At 75.3% G+C, this 16844-nt stretch carries 9 protein-coding genes and 1 tRNA gene; 7 read left to right on the top strand and 3 right to left on the bottom strand.

The annotated features are described in order from the left end of the window. The first annotated feature begins 23 nt into the window (after positions 1 to 23). Both ACIP4O_RS06995 and ACIP4O_RS07000 read left to right on the top strand, forming a co-directional pair. The gene (locus ACIP4O_RS06995; RefSeq protein ID WP_401572466.1) at positions 24 to 3377 is read left to right on the top strand and encodes an ATP-binding protein; all 3354 of its coding nucleotides are present in this window, start codon (positions 24 to 26) and stop codon (positions 3375 to 3377) included. A gap of 231 nt (positions 3378 to 3608) precedes the next feature. Continuing rightward, entirely contained in the window at positions 3609 to 4256 is a 648-nt protein-coding gene (locus ACIP4O_RS07000) for an HAD family hydrolase (RefSeq protein ID WP_401572469.1), read from the top strand. A gap of 64 nt (positions 4257 to 4320) precedes the next feature. Here the strand turns inward: ACIP4O_RS07000 and ACIP4O_RS07005 are convergent, their stop codons facing one another. Then, positions 4321 to 6156: a TerD family protein gene (locus ACIP4O_RS07005; RefSeq protein WP_401572472.1), complete on the bottom strand. Its 1836-nt coding sequence runs from the start codon at positions 6154 to 6156 to the stop codon at positions 4321 to 4323. Between the two features lie 189 nt (positions 6157 to 6345). Then, positions 6346 to 6421 (bottom strand) — tRNA-Arg (locus ACIP4O_RS07010). Between the two features lie 312 nt (positions 6422 to 6733). Between ACIP4O_RS07010 and ACIP4O_RS07015 the strand changes: the two genes are divergently transcribed. Both ACIP4O_RS07015 and ACIP4O_RS07020 read left to right on the top strand, forming a co-directional pair. After that, positions 6734 to 8626: a dynamin family protein gene (locus ACIP4O_RS07015; RefSeq protein WP_401572475.1), complete on the top strand. Its 1893-nt coding sequence runs from the start codon at positions 6734 to 6736 to the stop codon at positions 8624 to 8626. Beyond that, entirely contained in the window at positions 8623 to 10962 is a 2340-nt protein-coding gene (locus ACIP4O_RS07020) for a GTPase (protein WP_401572478.1), read from the top strand. Before ACIP4O_RS07015 ends, ACIP4O_RS07020 begins: the two co-directional genes overlap by 4 nt. Before the next feature lie 17 nt (positions 10963 to 10979). On the opposite strand, the gene ACIP4O_RS07025 is transcribed toward ACIP4O_RS07020, so the two are convergent. Continuing rightward, positions 10980 to 12011, bottom strand: coding sequence for a LysR substrate-binding domain-containing protein (locus ACIP4O_RS07025; RefSeq protein ID WP_401573869.1), 1032 nt, complete (start codon positions 12009 to 12011; stop codon positions 10980 to 10982). 182 nt (positions 12012 to 12193) lie between these two features. Here ACIP4O_RS07025 and ACIP4O_RS07030 point away from each other — a divergent pair, with 182 nt between their 5' ends. The 3 genes from ACIP4O_RS07030 (at position 12194) to ACIP4O_RS07040 (ending at position 15835) form a co-directional block, all read left to right on the top strand. Continuing rightward, complete coding sequence (locus ACIP4O_RS07030; protein WP_401572481.1) at positions 12194 to 12556, top strand: DoxX family protein; 363 nt, start codon at positions 12194 to 12196, stop codon at positions 12554 to 12556. Positions 12557 to 12950: 394 nt separating this feature from the next. Continuing rightward, on the top strand, positions 12951 to 14111 hold the full coding sequence (locus ACIP4O_RS07035; RefSeq protein ID WP_401572484.1) for a single-stranded DNA-binding protein: 1161 nt from the start codon (positions 12951 to 12953) through the stop codon (positions 14109 to 14111). Between the two features lie 311 nt (positions 14112 to 14422). Next, positions 14423 to 15835 carry a Cys-Gln thioester bond-forming surface protein gene (locus tag ACIP4O_RS07040; RefSeq protein WP_401572486.1) on the top strand — a complete coding sequence of 471 codons (1413 nt, stop codon included), beginning with the start codon at positions 14423 to 14425 and terminating at the stop codon, positions 15833 to 15835. Positions 15836 to 16844: the final 1009 nt, after the last annotated feature.

A 16844-nucleotide genomic window follows, 5' to 3' on the forward strand; every position in this document is an offset into this window, starting at 1 on the left:
AGCCTCGATTACAGTGCGCCTTCATGAAGGCGCCTGCACCGGACGGAAGCGGCATACCCGCAGCTCCGCTGCTGCGTGTGCGCCTCCTCGGCGGCTTCTCGGTCACCCGGGACGGCGGCGCGCCACCCGCTCAGCGGTGGGCGCGGGCGAGCGCCCGCACCCTGGTCAAACTCCTCGCGGTGGCTCCGGGCCACCGGCTCCACCGCGAGGAGGTCATGAGCGTCTGCTGGCCCGAGGCGGACACCCGCGCCGCCGCCGGAAGCCTGCGCGTCGCCCTGCACGCGGCCCGTCACGCCCTCGAACCCGAGCGCCCCCCGCGCGCCGCCTCCTCCTACCTCGTCTCCGACGGAGCGCTCCTCTCCCTCGCGCCCGGCCTGGTGTGGATCGACGCCGACGGGGCCGAGACCGCCGCCCGCACGGCGCTCCGCCTCGGCCGTACCCCCGAACTCGCCCGCGCGCTGCGCCTGTTCACCGGCGAACTGCTGCCCGAGGACCGCTACGCGAGCTGGGCGGGGCCCCGGCGCGGACAGCTCGCGCTCCTGCGCGAACGGCTGCTGCTCCGCCTCGCCGAGAGCCACCTCGACGACGCCCCCGAGCGGGCGGCCGCCTTCGCCCAGCAAGTCCTCGCGGCGAGCCCCGCCGAGGAACTGGCGCACCGTCTCCTCATCGAGTCCCTGCTCCGCCAGGGCCTGCGCCGACGTGCCGTGCACCAGTACCACGTGTGCCGCGAAGTGCTCGACACCGAACTCGGCGTGCGCCCCGCCCCCGAGACGGAGCGTCTGCACCGCGCGGCCTTCGCCGCCGCGCCCGCCCCGCTGCCCACCGCGCCGCCGCTGCCCGCCCCCGTACGAGCGGTGCGCGGCGCCCTCCCGCTGCGCGGGCGCACGGCCGAACTGGAGCGACTGCTCGCCCCGCAGGGCCCGCCCGTCCGGCTCCTCACCGGAGAGGCGGGCGTGGGCAAGACCCGGCTCGCGGGCGAGGCGGCCCGCCGGGCGAGCGAGGCGGGCACGGCGGTGCTGTGGGGGAGCGGCCACGACGCCGAGGGGCACACCCCCTACGGGGCCTTCGCGGAAGCACTCGACGGCTGGCTCGCCGAGCACACGGCGGCGGAACGGGCCAAGGTGGGCTCCGAGTACCCAGAACTCGCCTCCTTCCTGCCCTCCCTGGGCAGCGCCGGGGAAGCGCGGGAGCGCAGCCCGGAGGAGGAGCGCGACCGTCTCTTCCGGGCGAGCACGACGCTGCTCGCCGACCTCGCCACCCGGTGCCCCGTCCTCGTCGTCCTCGACGACCTGCACGCCGCCGACACCGGCTCCTTCCAGCTCCTGAGCCACCTGGCCCGGCGCGCCAGGGACCGGGGGATCGCGCTGCGCTTCCTCGTCACCTGCCGGGAGGAGGAGGTGCCCGAGGGCGACCCGCGGCGCGCGGCCGTGACCGCGCTGCTCCACCAGCGACTGGCCGTACGGGAGGAGGTGGCCCGCCTCGGCGAGCGGGACTGCCTGGCCGTGGCCAGGGACGCCGTCGCCGGCGCCCCCGAGGGCGACTGGGCCCGGCGCGCCTGGGAACTGTCCCTGGGCAACCCGCTGTTCGCCGCGGAACTCGCCCGCGGGCTCGCCGAGGACCCGGGCGGCGCCGACACCGCACGCGCCCCCGAAGGCGTCCGCGACCTCGTCGCCGGCCGACTGGCCCGCCTCGATCCCGACGCGCGCCGCGTCGTCGAGGCCCTGTCCGTCGCGGGCGGCGAGGCCGCGCTCTCCGAACTGCTCGACGTCGCCGCGCACGGCCTGCGTCCTCCCCTCGCGGGGCACTCGGCCGCCGACGCCCTGGAACGGGCCGTCGCCGCCTCGGTCGTCGAGGAACGCGAGGTCGTGGTGGCCGGCCGGCCGCAGGACGGCATCGCCTTCCGCCACCCGCTCGTCCGCCTGACCTGCTACGAACGGCTCAGCGCCGTGCGCCGCAGAGGACTGCACGCGGCCTTCGCGCGCGCCGTCGCGCGCCGCCGCCCCGACGCCGTCGACACCCTCGCCTCGCACTACACGCGCGCCGACGACCCGCGCGCCGCCGAGTACCTGCGCCGCGCGGCCGAGCGCGCGGCGGGCCTGTACGCGAACGACACCGCCGACCGCTACTACCGCGACCTCGTCGCCAGGCTCGACGTGGACGCCGCCCGCGCCCGCCTCGCGCACGCCCACGTCCTGCGCAGGATGGGCGACTTCGAGCGGGCCGCCGAGGTACTGCGCCTCGCGCTCGCCGAGTTCGAGCGGCGCGGCGAGCACGACGACACGGTGCTCACCGCCGCCCTCCTCGCCGAGACCCTCGGCAAGACCGGCGCGCCCGCCGCCGCCCGGCGCGTCCTGCGCGAGCACCCCGTCACGCCGGACACGGCCCCCGCCCCGGCGGCGGGCCACCACCTCGCCCTGTCCCTCGTCCTGTGCGTGCAGGGGCGGTACACGGCGGGGGACCGCGCGACGCGGCAGGCCCTCGCCGCCGCCCGGCGGGTGCCAGGGACGGCCGGGGAGGGCCTCACCGCGCGGGCCTACGCCCTGCGCGCGGCCAACCTCGGGCTGGCCGGCCGCTTCGACCGGGCCCGCGAGGCGGGGGACCGGGCGCTGCCGCCGGCGGAGGCATACGGGGACCCGACCCTGCTCGGCTCGGTGCTCTCCACGCTGCGCGAGAACGCGAGGCGCGCGGGACGGCTCCACGAGGCCCTGGAGACCGGCTCCCGCGCGCTCGCCCTCGCCGAGCGCTCCGGCGACCCGACCGCGGCCGCCTTCGAACGGGGCAACCTCGCCGAACTGCGCCTCCTGCTCGACGAACCCGAACCTGCCCGGGTCCTCGCCGAACAGGCCGTGACGGGCGCGGAACCCTACGACGCCTGGTGCTTCCCGTACGCCCTCACGACGCTGGCCCGCGTCCGCGCCCACCTCGGTGAGACGGCCGAGGCCACCGCCCTCCTGGACCGCGCGGAGAGGGTCGCCGCCGCGCACGGCGACCGGCAGGCCGAGCACGAGGGCCGCACGGCCCGCGCCGAACTCGCCCTCCACGCCCGCCGCCCCGAGGAGGCGCTCCGCGCGCTCGACGGCCATCGCGCCGACGCGCCGGTCCTGGCGGCCTGGGCGGAACTCCTGTGCGGCAGGGCGGCCGAGGGCGCGCGCCTCGCGCGCGCCGAGCTGGCCCGGGCCCGGCGCACCGGGGAACGGCTGGTCGAGATCGAGGCCCGCATCGCCCTCGGCACCTGCCTGTCCCGGCTCGGGCGCACTACCGAAGGGACCCGCGAGCTGGCCCGCGCGGAGGCGCAGGCCCGCACGCTCCCCTACCCGGCGGGAGCGCGGTGGGCGACCTGGGCCAGGGAACTGCTCACGGCGCGGGGCGAGGAGTAGCCACCCCCGGCCCGGTGACCGGCCTGACCGGCCGCTGTTCGCGTCGCCCGAGGTGCCGGTGCCCCGCCCGGACTTGCGACTTCGCCCGCCCGGTGCCGTACGGGCCCGCCTCGGTACGCGCGCGCCGCGGGCGTGCCGCGTCAGCCCGCCGGGCGGGGGCGTGCCGCACAGGGGCCGTCGGCCGGGGCGCGGGCGTGTCGCACACGGCCCGCTCACGGCTACCTTGGGCCGGTGATCACGCCCATAGAACTCGTCATCTTCGACTGCGACGGCGTCCTGGTCGACAGTGAACGCATCGCCGCCCGGGTCCATGCCTCGCTCGGCGCCGAACTGGGCTGGCCGCTCGGGGAGTCCGGCGTCGTGGAGCACTTCATCGGCCGCTCGCACGCCGACATCCGTACGACCATCGCCGGACGCCTCGGCGCGGAGACCGCCAGGCTCTGGGCCGAGCGCTTCGAGAAGCTGCACCACGACGCGGTCGAGGCGGAACTGACGCCGGTCGACGGCATCGTCGAAGCGCTCGACGCCTTGACGCTGCCGGTGTGCGTCGCCTCCAGCGGCACCCACGCCAAACTCCGCCACACCCTCGGCCGCACCGGCCTGTACGAGCGTTTCGCGGGCCGCGTCCACAGCGCGAGCGAGGTCGCCCGCGGCAAGCCCGCCCCCGACCTCTTCCTCCACGCGGCCCGCCGCATGGGCGCGTCCCCCGCCGCCTGCGCGGTCGTGGAGGACAGCGCGCCGGGGGTCCGCGCCGCCCGCGCGGCAGGCATGCGTGCCTTCGGCTACGCGGGCGGCCTCACCCCCGCCGCGCGCCTCACGGGACCGCGTACGACGGTCTTCACCGACATGCGCCGCCTCCCCGCGCTGCTGGGGCGGTAGAGCCGGTCGGTGCGCCGTTCCGGAGCCTGCTCCCCATCCGGCTGCCGGCCCGGGTGTCTCCCGCTCAGCTCTCGACGTCGACGCCGTACCCCCGGGCCAGGGCGTCGAGTCCGTGGTCGTAGCCCTGTCCGACGGCGCGGAAGCGCCATACGGGGCCCCGGCGGTAGAACTCGGCCAGGATGAGCGTGCGTTCGGTGGTGGCGGCGTCCAGCGTGGCGCGGGCCAGCGGGGCGCCACCGTGGCCGGGGCCGACACCGATCTGGACGGCGCCGACCTCGCCGAAGGTGGCGTCCCCGTCGATGGCTGCCGCGACGACGATCCGGCGCGAGGCGGGCGGCAGGGCGCCGAGAAGCAGGTCGAAGGACTGCTCCGCCGGGCCGTCGGTGAGCAGCCGTACGGTGCCCGCGGGATTCTCCGGGGCGCCGTAGAAGACGAAGTCCTCGTCGAAGGTCACCTGTTCGTCCTCGTCGAGCACGAAGGCGACGACATCGACCGCGCACCGTCCGCGAGACGCCCAGGTCGCGGTGGCACGCCAGGAGCACAACTCCTCCCCGGGTGCCGGCACCGGCAGATCGACGACGCCGCCGCGGGGCAGGACGAGGGGCGGCGTGGGGCGCGGAGCGTCGGTCCGCTGTCCCGCCTCGCTCCTCGGCGGCGCAGCCGGTGCCGCCGAGGCGAGCCACGCCCCCTCGTGGACGGGCAGTCCGAGAGCGGCGATCCTGGGCAGGCGGCGGTCTGTGTGCCCGTCGACGAGGCGGACGGCATCGGTGACGCTGCGGGAGAGGTTGACGGCGGCCGAGCCGCCCAGCTCCACGATCCTGGCGCGCGCGGCGGAGGCCGCTTCGTGCGGCCCGCCGAGCACGAGGACGCGCCGCCCCGCCAGCGGCCCGCCCGCCGCGGGAGGGGTGGGCACAGCGGACGGCGCCTCCCGGGGTGCCGGCACGACCGCGGCGGATCGGCCGCCCGCCGGGGCGGCCTGATGCGGAGTGCCCGCCCGCACCGAACCGAGCAATCGAAGGAAAGCGTGCTCGTCGATGACGGGCACCCCTTCGGCGGCGGCCCTGCGCGCCTTGGCCGAACCGGACGCGGACTCATTGGTGACGAGCGCACTGGTGTGCCCGCTGACCGAGGACATGACGTTCAGTCCGGCGGCCACCGAGCGGGCGACCAGTTCGGCCCGCGACGTCGCGGTCTGTCCCGTGAGAGCGATCTTCATCCCTTGCACGAGCCGGCCGCCCGGCTCCAGCCGCCCCGGATTCCGGTACGCGCACGGGGTTTTCGGCGGCTGCGGGGCGAACTTCGGGTCCTGGCGCGGTGGGCACGCCACGAAGGGCAGCGGGAGATCGAGCCGGGCGGCCTCGCGCAGGGTGGCGCGGAAGATCCCGGCCAGTACTCGCGTGTCGTCGAGGGCGTCGTGCGCCCGTGTCCGCGGTACGCCGTAGTGCGCGGCCAGGGAGCCGAGCTTCATGTCGCGCGCGGGCGGGTCCACCTGCCGATTGAGCGCCAAGGTGCACAGCCGGCGAGTGACCGGCAGGTGGAGCCGGGCGCGGGCGAACTCATGGGCGAGGAAGTCGTAGTCGAACTGCGCGTTGTGGGCCACGAGGACGCGGTCCTGGAGCAGCGCCCCGAGCCGCCCGGCGATCTGGCCGAAGGCCGGCGCCCCGCGCAGCCGCTCCTCGGTCAGCCCGTGCACCTCCACCGGCCCCGGATCACACCCGGGATCGACCAGCGTCGAGTACTCCCCGGTCTGCTCCCCGTCGGGCCCCATCGTCAGGACCGCGACCGACAGGACCCGGTCCCGCCGGGGGACCAGTCCCGAGGTCTCGACATCGACCAACGCCCAGTCGTGGGCGTAGTCACCCATGGCGGACATGTCGGGGGAGGGTGTGACGAGACTCATGAGGCCAAGGATGCGGCGGTATACGGCGCTCCTACAAGCCGTATGCCCGTATGCCCGTATACGCCCATGGCCGTTGGCTCGTTGGCTCGTTCGCCGGGATTCCAGCGGCCGGATCGCGTTCGCGGTGGCGGGGAGCCCCCGCCCGACGAAAGCGCCCTCCCGGGGGAGGGCGCACCGCGGCAGTACCCGTGGTGCCCCAGGCAGGACTCGAACCTGCGGCCAAGCGCTTAGAAGGCGCCTGCTCTATCCACTGAGCTACTGGGGCCGGTCGTGTGCGGCCGGTGGCCGGGAGCCCTGGTGCGGGCAGGGCGGTGACCTGGCCGGGGACAAGGATAGGGCTCCGGGGTCCGTGTCCCTGCTGCTTCGCCTGCGCGCCACGTTGTGTAGGTTCAGTGAAGCGGTCCCGATAATCGCAGGCAGGTGCGAATCACGCATCGTTTTGAGGCCCACCGGTGCCAGGGTGTTGTGCACTCGTTATCCCTCGGCGCCCCCGCTCCCTTCCACCGCCCGGGTTCCCTTGCCACGCAGAAGCAGCCAAACGCTTCAATATGTCGCCAAAACCGGGCATTCTGCGCATGTGGTGACCTTGGATGCACGGCCTCAGCTTCTCGACGCCCTTACCGACCTGCGCGACCGCGTCGCCGCCGTGCGCTGCCCCCTGCCACTGCCGGGCGGCCCACGCGCCCGCGCCAACAGGGACGAACTGCTCGCCCAGCTCGACGACTACCTCCTCCCCCGCCTGCGTACGCCCGAGGCCCCGCTCCTCGCCGTCGTCGGCGGCTCGACCGGCGCGGGCAAGTCGACCCTCGTCAACTCGCTCGTCGGCCGCCGGGTCAGCGAGGCGGGAGTCCTGCGCCCCACGACCCGCAACCCGGTGCTCGTCTGCCACCCCGACGACCACCACTGGTTCGCCGACTTGCGTGTCCTTCCCGAACTGACCCGCGTCTGGGTCCCCCGCCAGGACGCCCCCCGCCTCGCGGACCACTCGGGCTACAGCGGCTACGAGGAAGCCGAAGCCCCCTACGAGGACGAGTACGGCGCCTACGACGACGGCTTCGAGACAGGGGAGGAGCACCGCGGCCGGGTCCTCCGCATCGAGACCGCCGAAGCCCTGCCTCCCGGGCTCGCCCTGCTCGACGCCCCCGACATCGACTCCCTCGTCGTCCGCAACCGCCTCCTCGCCGCCGAGCTGATCTGCGCCGCCGACATCTGGATCATGGTGACCACCGCGAGCCGGTACGCCGACGCCGTCCCCTGGCACCTCCTGCGCACCGCGAAGGAACAGCAGGCCACGCTCCTCACCGTGCTCGACCGCGTGCCCCACCAGGTACTCGGCGAGGTCTCGCAGCGGTACGGCGCGCTCCTCACCAAGGCCGGGCTCGGCCACGTCCCCCGCTTCACCGTCCCCGAACTGCCCGAGTCCACCGGCGGGGGAGGGCTCCTGCCCGCCACCGCCGTCGCGCCGCTGCGCGCCTGGCTCGCGCACCGCGCCGCCGACCCGTACGCACGGGCCCGCGCGGTGGGCCGCACCGCACGCGGCGCGCTCGGTTCCCTGCGCCGCCGTATGCCCGAACTCGCCGCGGCCGTCGCAGCCCAGTACGCCGCCGCCGTCCGGCTCAGCACCGCTGTGGACGAGGCCCACGCCCTCGAACACGCGCGGCTCCACGAACGGCTCCAGGACGGCGCCGTCCTCGCCGGGGACGCCCTCAAGCGCTGGCAGGCCCACCCGGTCGACTGCACCCCCGCCGAACTCCTCGACGCCCTCGTCGACAGCCTCGCCGCCCTTCTGCTCTGCGCCGTCACCGCCGCGGACGAGCACATCGACGCCCGCTGGCGCCGCGAGCCCGCCGCCCGCGCGCCCGAACTGAACCCCTCCTCCCCGGCCGAGACGGAACCCCTCGCCCACCGCATCGGCGTCGCGGTGCGGCGCTGGCGGCGTGTCGTCGAGGAGTACGCGGAGGAGGAGATGCGCGCCCTCGACCACACCACGGCCCCCGACCCGGAGTCCGTCACGGCCCTGCTCGTCACAGCACTGCTCGGCGGCCGGCGCGGCGGAGTCGCCGGCGAGTCGCTCGCCGAACGGATCGGCGCGGAGGCCGCGGTGCGCCTGCGCGACCGGGGCGGCGAACTCCTCGGCGAGTGCCTCGACCGAGTACTCGGCACCGAGCGGGAGCGCCGCCTCGCCCCGCTCGACGCCCTCGGCATCGGCCACGAACCGCAGTCCGCGCTGATCGCCGCGCTCTCCGTCGTGGAGAAGGTGCGCGAGGCACGGGCCGCTGTCATCCCCCGGCCCGAGTCCGTAGCCGTACCGGCGCCCGTCACCGTGCCGGGCCCCCTCGCCACGGTCGCCGCCTCCGACTCGCCGGGCGCCGACGACGCGGTCACCCGCGGCAGGGCGGCCGTCGCCGTCGCGAGCCACGCGGAAGACAACGCCCGAGCCGCCGAGACAGAAGGAGGGGCGAGCGCGTGAGCACCGCCGCCACCGAGCACCAGGACCAACCCGGCAGCGCCCCCGTCGCCCCGGAGGGGATGGGCGGCTACGTCCCCGCTCCGGAGCGTCCGGTTTCCGAAAGCCCAGCGACCCACCCCAGCCACGAGGCGCCCGGCACCCACGCCGCGTCCGGCACCCACGCCGCGTCCGGCGCGCCAGGCGGCTCGGGCCGTACGTCGGACGGCTCGGGCCGTCCGCCGGGCGGTTCGGGCCGTCCGCCGGGCGGTTCGGGCCGTACGCCGGGCACCCCCGGCGGCACGTCGGCCCCCCTCCTGGAGGAGTCCGCCACGCCCGGCGCCGCGCGCGTTCCCGCCCCGGCCGACGGGACCACTCCCAGGACGGGCCCGCTCCCGGACCGAACGGACCACCCTCCGCAGGCGGCCACCACGAGCCCTGTCGCGGAGGACGCCCGTGCCCCCGAGACCGGTATCGGGACAGACGCCGGGGCCGGTTCCACCGAGACGGAGACGGACCCCCGCACGCCCGCCGAGGACACCGCGCCCGCTCAGCGCACAGCCGGTACCGAGGCCGGGGCGGACGCCCGTCGTCCGGCGTTCGACGACGGGCTCATCGCGCGCCGCGCCGGGCCGGGCGGTACGTGCCCGGACCTCACGACGCGCGAGGCCACCGGCAGCCGCGACGGCGATGCCGAAGTCCGGGCCTTCCGCGAGGGCCCGCTGCGGGAACGGCTCGACGCGCTGCGCGAACTCGTCGGCCTCTCCCGGGCCCGTCTCGACGAGGACACCCTCGCCGAGGCGGTGCGCGTGCTCGACGAGGCCGCCGCGCGCGGCCGGCTCTCCGGCCGCCACACCGTCGTCGCGCTCGCCGGGGCCACGGGGAGCGGCAAGTCGATGCTCTTCAACACCCTCGCGGGCGCCAACATCTCCGACACCGGCGTCCGCCGGCCCACCACCTCCGCACCCCTGGCGTGCAGCTGGACGGACGGCGCCGCGGGGCTGCTCGACCGGATCGGCGTCCCCGGACGACTGCGCCGCCGGCCCGTGCTGCCGTCCGAGGGGGACGGGGAACTCAGCGGGCTCGTCCTCGTCGACCTGCCCGACCACGACTCGGCGGCGGTGGAGCACCGCGTGCAGGTCGACCGCGTGCTGGGCCTCGTCGATGCCGTGATCTGGGTCGTCGACCCGGAGAAGTACGCCGACGCCGTCCTCCACGAGCGCTACCTGCGCCCCCTCGCGGGGCACGCCGAGGTCACCTTCGTCGTCCTCAACCAGGTCGACCGGCTCCCCGCCGAGGCTGCCGACCTCGTCCTCGACGACCTGCGCCGCCTGCTCGACGAGGACGGCATGCCGCTCGGTGAACACGGCGAACCCGGTGCCACGGTGCTCGCCCTCTCCGCCCTCACGGGCGAAGGGGTCGGCGACCTGCGGGAGATGCTCGGTGAGTTCGTCGGCGAACGCCGCGCCGCCGCACGCCGCCTCGCCGCCGACATCGACCTCGTCGCTGAACGCCTGCGCCCCCTCTACGCGGCCGGGCGCAGCCCCGGGCTCAGTCCCGGGCTCACCGAGGACGCCCGCGTCGCCTTCGCCGACCGGCTCGCCGAAGCGGTCGGCGCTACGGCGGCCGGGGAGGCGGCCGAACGCGCCTGGCGCCGCAACGCCAACCGCGCCTGCGGCACTCCGTGGCTGCGGCTGTGGCGCCGGTACGAGGAACGCCGCACCGCCGAGCAGACGCGTCCCGCCCCCGAGCCGCAGCGCGAACCCGAGCCGGTCGCGCGCCAACGCGTCGAACAGGCCGTACGCACCGTGGGCGAAGAGGCCGCGCGCGGCCTTCCCGAACCGTGGGGCATCGCGGTCCGTGAGACGGCGGTACGCGGCACGAAGGGCCTTCCGCGCGCGCTCGACACCCTCGCAGAGCGCGCCGCGCGCCCCGCCGCCCGTCCCCCGCGACCGGGCTGGTGGCCGGTCGCCGTCGCCGCGCAGGTGCTCATGACGGCGCTCCAGGTCGTCGGCACGCTGTGGCTGTTCGCCCAGGTGACGGGCGTGCTGCCACCCGAGGTGACGATCGCGGCGCTGCTGGCGGGCACCGGGATCGTGGGCGGCCCGGCGGTCGAGTGGTCCTGCCGAATGGCAGCCAGGGGACCCGCCCGCCGCTACGGGGCCGAGGCGGAGCGCGCCCTGCGCGAGGCGGCGGCGGGTTGCGGCCGGGCCCGCGTACTCGACCCGGTGGCAGCGGAGCTGCTGCGGTACGAGGAGGTGCGCGAGCAGTACGTACGGATGGCGGGGCCCGGGCCCGCCGTTGGCACGGGTTCGCGCGCCGTGCCGGAGAGCGTGCTGCACGGCGTGGCGACGGTGTAGGAGGCGGTACCGGGTGTTCATCCGGTACCGCCCGGAGGACCGGCCGCGGCGGGAGCGCGGTAGGCGGCGGTGGCGAGGGCGACGAACGAGCGCACCAGTGGGTCGGTGCTCCCTTCGTTCCAGGCCACGAGGACCCGGCTCGGAGACTTCCCGGTGAGCGGCACGACTGTCAGGCCCGGCGGCAGGTCGTGGCCGAAGAGGCGTCGGCCGCCCGGAGCGGGCCGGCCGGGAGCGGGAGTTGACCTGTCAGGAGCGGGAGTTGACTTGTCAGGAGCGGAGGCGGGCCTGCTGGGGGCGGGCGTGGACCTGCTGGCGGCGGGAGTCGACCTGCCGGGAGCGGACCGGTCGGAGTGTTCGCCGGCCAGCGGCATGAGCCCTACCGTCCCGCTCCACAACACCGCGTGCAGGCACTCCCGCACGACCCGGACAACGGGTCCCTCTCCGGCCCCGCCGCTCCAGTAGTCCCGCCACAGCGAATCCGTTCCCGGCGGGAACCGGAACCAGGTGCGCTCGGCCAGATCGGCCCGCGTGAGGGACCCGGCAGCGGCCAGCGGGTCGTCCGAGCGGAGCACGACACCCACCGGGTCACGGCGCAACTCACGTACAGAAATGCCCGTTTCGTCGAACGGGCCCCGCGTCAGCGCGACCTGCACGCGGCCCGACCGCAGCCCGCAGGTCGGATCGGTGAGATCCGTGTCCCGCACCCGTAGCCCGATACCGGGGTGACGCGCGCGAAAAGCCTCCGCGAGGCGGCTCGCTCCCGGGTCGGCGCTGTCTCCCAGAATGCCCACGTCGAGCCGAGCCGTCCCGGCCGCCGCGACCCGCTCCCGCACCCGGTCGGCGTGGTCGAGCAGCCCCCTTGCCTCCTCCAGGAGCACCTTCCCGACCGGCGTGAGCGAGACCCCCGCGGGCGAGCGCAGGAGAAGTGGGGCACCCACCCCGGCCTCCAGCTTCTTGATCGCACGGCTCAGCGGTGGCTGGCTCATGTGCAGCCGCGCGGCGGCCCTGCCGAAGTGCGCCTCCTCGGCGACGGTCACGAAATACCGCAAGGTGCGTAGCTCCATCCTGGGACGATACCGATCGGGTATGGGGTGTGCGGAAGAGGTCTTGGACGGGGGCGGGCCCCGCGTCGTGCAATCGGAGGCGGACGGCGGAGGGCCGGCGTGTGCGAGCGAGGGCTCCGGGCACGCGGGTTCGCTCCGCGCCGGACCGACCTCAGCGGACAGGGATCATGAACATCGCGTACTGGACAGTCGCCGGCCTCCTGGCTCTCTTCTACGTCTACGGGGGCGCCCTCAAGGCCGCGCGCTCCCGCGATCGGCTGCGGCCGATGATGGCGTGGGTGGACCGGGTGCCCTTGCCGGTGCTCAGGGGGCTGGGCGCGGTCGAGGTGCTCGGAGCGGCCGGGCTGGTCCTGCCGCCGCTCACCGGCGTCGCGCCGTGGCTCGCGCTCGTGGCGGCGGTGGGCTTCGTGGTGCTCCAGGCCGGCGCGATCCCGGTGCACCTGACCGGCGGGGACAGACGGATCGAACTCAATGCGGGGCTCCTTGTGGCTGCGGGTGTCGCGGTGTGGCTGGCGACGGTGTGGCTGTGAGGCGGGTCGACCGGAGGGGCGCACCGGGAGCACGCGGGTGCTCGGGGCGGGCCCTCGCGGACACGGTCGAAGAGGGCGCGGACACGGAGGCACGACGCTGGGTGGCTGCCTCCGTGGCGGCCTTGTCGTGACAGTACGTGAGAATTCTTCGAAGTGTCGAAGTCCGAAAAATTCACTCATCCTTTCGGGTGAGAGGTGTTCGCGTTTTCCGAAGTGACCTGCGGAAACGCCCCCTTGGGTCGCCATTTCACCATCGGATCACCGCTCGACGGATGCGAGCTGTCAGTTCCCTATGTCACCGTGTGTGCATGCCCGGCGCCGACGCGACCGGAGCGCAAACGACAGGTGTGGTGTGCCCGAGCGCGCCGCGCGCAGACGATCCGAGGGGGACGAGATGAACGACACGATGGTGACGGTGGTCGGGAACGTGGCGACCGATCTGATGTTCCGCGAGACGCAGGGCGGGGCCGTGGCCCGCTTCCGGCTCGCGGTGACGGCCCGCCGCTGGCACAGGGAGGAGCAGCGCTGGGTCGACGGGCACACCAACTTCTTCTCGGTGGCGACCTGGCGCTACCTCGCGCACAACGTCTCCTCGTCGGTGGCGATCGGTGACCCGGTCGTCGTGCACGGGAGACTGCGGTTGCGGGACGAGGTCTACGAAGGGCAACGGCGGCTGACGGCCGAGATCGAAGCCGTCTCGGTCGGGCACGACTTGGCCCGGGGCACCACGGCCTTCCGCCGCCCCCCGCGCGACGACGCGCGTTCGAGCGCGGCGGCCACGGTGGTCGCGCGGGAGCGGAGGTACGGGCCCGCGTCGTGGGGGCCGGCTGCGGACGCGGCGGGCGCGATGGGCGCGGCGGACACGGGCACGGACCTCGGCGGAGCCGCGACGCGGGGACCGGCACGGGTGGGGGACGTGGTGGACGAGCTGTTCCTGCGGCAGGGGGCCACCTCCGGCGGCGAGGGGGCGGTCGCGGCTCCTGGCGGGGCGTCGAGCGCGGCGTCGGGCGGGGCGCACGACGGGGAGAACGGGCAGGAGGCTCGGTCTCCGGCCGCCCGGCAATTGACTCTGACCGCCCCGACGCACACCCCGGCCCCGGCCTCTACCTCTGCCCCTGCTGCGGTCGCCTCGGCTCCGGCCGAGCATCCGGCCCCGGTCCCGCCTCCGACCTCGCCTCCGCCTCCGCCTCCGCCTCCGCCTCCGGCGACGAAGCAGGCTGTCCCGTGGGTCACCACACCTCCCGCTCCGGACGGCGAGCCGGGCGTCAAGGCCGCCTCTCGGCGCAAGTCCACGAAGGTGACGGGGCCCGCGCCGTCCGGGCCGGGGACCGCGCCGTCCGTGCCGGGGGAGCCTGAGCCCACAGCCGCCACCGCCGCCCGCCCCGCCCGACGCACGGTGGCCAAGCGGCGGGTGCGCGGAACGGAGGGGAAGCCCGCGCCTGGTCCGGAGGCCGGTACGGGAACGGGCAGGGGAGCGGAAGCAATGGCGGAGGTGCGTGAGGCCGTGCCCGTTGGCGCCTCGCTGGGTGACCCCGACGCGGTACCGCCTTTCTGAGGACGGGGCTTGGGAGGGGCGGAGTTCGCGACGGCCGCCATCGACTGACAGCCCCTCATGTTCCGCGTAATCCCGACTACTTCGGTCAGCCGTGGAGGAACGGCACGGTCTGCGATAACGATTGAGACGCAATGGGATTGTCGGATGGTGCGAGGGGGAAGGGCAGTGCCTCCCCTCCCTAGGATTTCCGGCAGGCCACGCGGGATTCTGACCCGCGGGTCCACGGGGCACTTGGCACCGAATTTCTGTCGGCAGGACCCCACCCCACGCGCGGCGCGAGGCCGCACGGGTCCTGCCCGGAGGGGAACCACATGTTTTTCGTACGCAGGCGGGGTGCCGCCCGCCTCGCCGCAGCGGCATTCGTCTCGGGACTCGTCGCCACCGGCGCGATCACGGGCGCGGGTGTGGCGGCGGCGCACGAGGCTTCCGGACACCAGGGAGGTGCGACCGCCACTCTCGGCGGGCTGAGCAAGAGCAGTGACGCGGCGGTGATCCACGAGAACGGCAAGGACCAGCGCGTCCAGGCCGGACTCTTCACGATGGCCGCGGACCAGGGTGGTGCGCTGCAGACTTACTGCATCGACATCCACCACCCGACCCAGGACGGCGCGAAGTACCAGGAGACGCCCTGGAGCGGCACCTCGCTCTCGGCCAACCCGGATGCCGGCAAGATCCGCTGGATTCTGGAGAACTCCTACCCGCAGGTCAATGACCTCGCGGGGCTCGCGGCCAAGGCAGGCAGTGGTCCGCTCACCGAACGGACGGCCGCGGCCGGGACGCAGGTGGCGATCTGGCGGTACTCGGACGGTGCGGACGTCGACGCGGTCAACCCCGCGGCGGAGAAGCTCGCCGACTACCTGGAGAAGGCCGCGCAGAACGTCGCCGAGCCGAAGGCGTCGCTGGGCCTTGAGCCCGCGGCAGTCTCCGGCAAGGCGGGCGAGAAGCTCGGGCCCGTCACGGTCCACACCAACGCCGGCACGGCGCAGGTGGAGGTTGGCGGGGACGCGGGGACGGCCGGGGTGCGACTCGTCGACAAGGACGGCAAGCCCATCGAGTCGGTCGGGGACGGCGCTCAGCTGTGGTTCGACGTTCCCGCGGGGGCGCAGCCTGGCTCGGCGTCTGTGAACCTCCAGGCGACGACGAACGTCCCGGTGGGGCGTGCCTTCGCCTCCGAGACGCGCAGCCAGACGCAGATCCTCGCCGGTTCCAGCGACTCGACGGTCTCCGCGACCGCGAGCGCCACGTGGGGCGAGAGCGGCCCGATACCAGCCGTCTCGGCGGAGAAGAATTGCGCCAAGGGCGGCGTGGACGTGACCGCGAGCAACCAGGGTGACAAGCCGTTCACCTTCGAGCTTGCCGGTAAGCAGCACACGGTGGAGGCGGGCAAGGCCGCCACGATCACCGTGCCGGTGAAGGAGGACGAGTCCTACGACCTCACGGTCAAGGGCCCGAACGGCTTCGTCAAGGAGTTCAAGGGCGTCCTCGACTGCAAGGTCGCGTCCAACGGCGGCGCGAGCCCGGCCGGCGGACAGTCCCCGCTGCCGAGCGCCTCGCCCACGACCGCCGCACAGGGCTCCGGCTCGGACTCGGGCTCCGGTGGCGACCTCGCCGCCACCGGTGGCTCCAGCGCGACTCCGGTGATCGCCGGTGTGGCCGTGGTCCTGGTGGTCCTCGGCGCGGGCACGGTCTTCTTCATCAAGCGCCGCAAGCCGGCCGGACAGTGAGCGACCCGTCCGTGACGGACTAGCCGTCCGCCACCGGGCTCCGGGGGCGCCATCCCCGGAGCCCGGGCGGAGGCGCGGGGCGGAGGCGTGGTCGCTGTCGCGGGAGCCATCGGGGGCGAGGGGTCAGGAAGGCCGCAACTCCGCTCGGCCGCGGTCGACGCCCTGCCGCGGTCGACGCCCTGCCGCTCTAAGGTCGTCAACTCTTGATGGTCCTCAACTCGCCCCGACGCCCTTCGCTCCGCCTCGCGCATCGCGCGGCAGCCCTCGGCCCAGCGCGGGGCAGCCCTCGGCCACCGGTCCGCTGAGTTGGCCTGCCCAAGTGCTGGCCGACTCTCCCGTTCTGGCCGGTCGACTCGATGACAAAGTCGATGCCCAGCTCGCCCGGCCCCGCCGCCCTGGCTGGTCCCATAGGCCCGGCCCGCTCCGGCCCCGACCCCGGCCGCCAGTTCCGCGCCGAATCGGGGGCGCCCCCAATCCGTACCGCCCGACACTCTCAGCCCGCCAATGCGTCCGAGGCGCCACGTCCGAGGCGCTCGGCCCGCCCGCGCCAGGCTCTGCCCCCCCCGTGGCCGCGCACCATGCAAGCCCCCCGCCCGGGCCTTGCCGCCCCCGACCGCCGTTTCCGCGTCGGACTGGCGGCTGCCCCTGATCCACTCAGCTCGCCACCGCGTCCGCAGCGGTCCCACCAACGGCGGCCCCACCCCGGCGCCCTCCCCACCGGCGCCCACCCCGCGCCCCCGGCAGACTCCGCCCACCCCCGTGGCCGCCCATGGCCGCACCGTCCGCGCCGTCCGCGCGGCCCGCCAGCACCCCGTTTCAGCAGTCGGGCCCCGCTGTCCGCGCCGTCTCCGCCGTCCGCGCGTCCCCCCGTCTCCGCAGTCGCGCCCCGCCGTCCGCGCCCCCCCCGCCGTCCGCGCGCCTCCTCCGCCCCCTCCGTCCCCTCCGTCCGCGCCCCCCGCCGTCCCCGCCGTCCGCGCCCCCCGCCGTCCGCGCGCCTCCTCCGCCCCCT

The organism is Streptomyces sp. NPDC088923 (assembly GCF_044749745.1).
Lineage (GTDB): Bacteria > Actinomycetota > Actinomycetes > Streptomycetales > Streptomycetaceae > Streptomyces.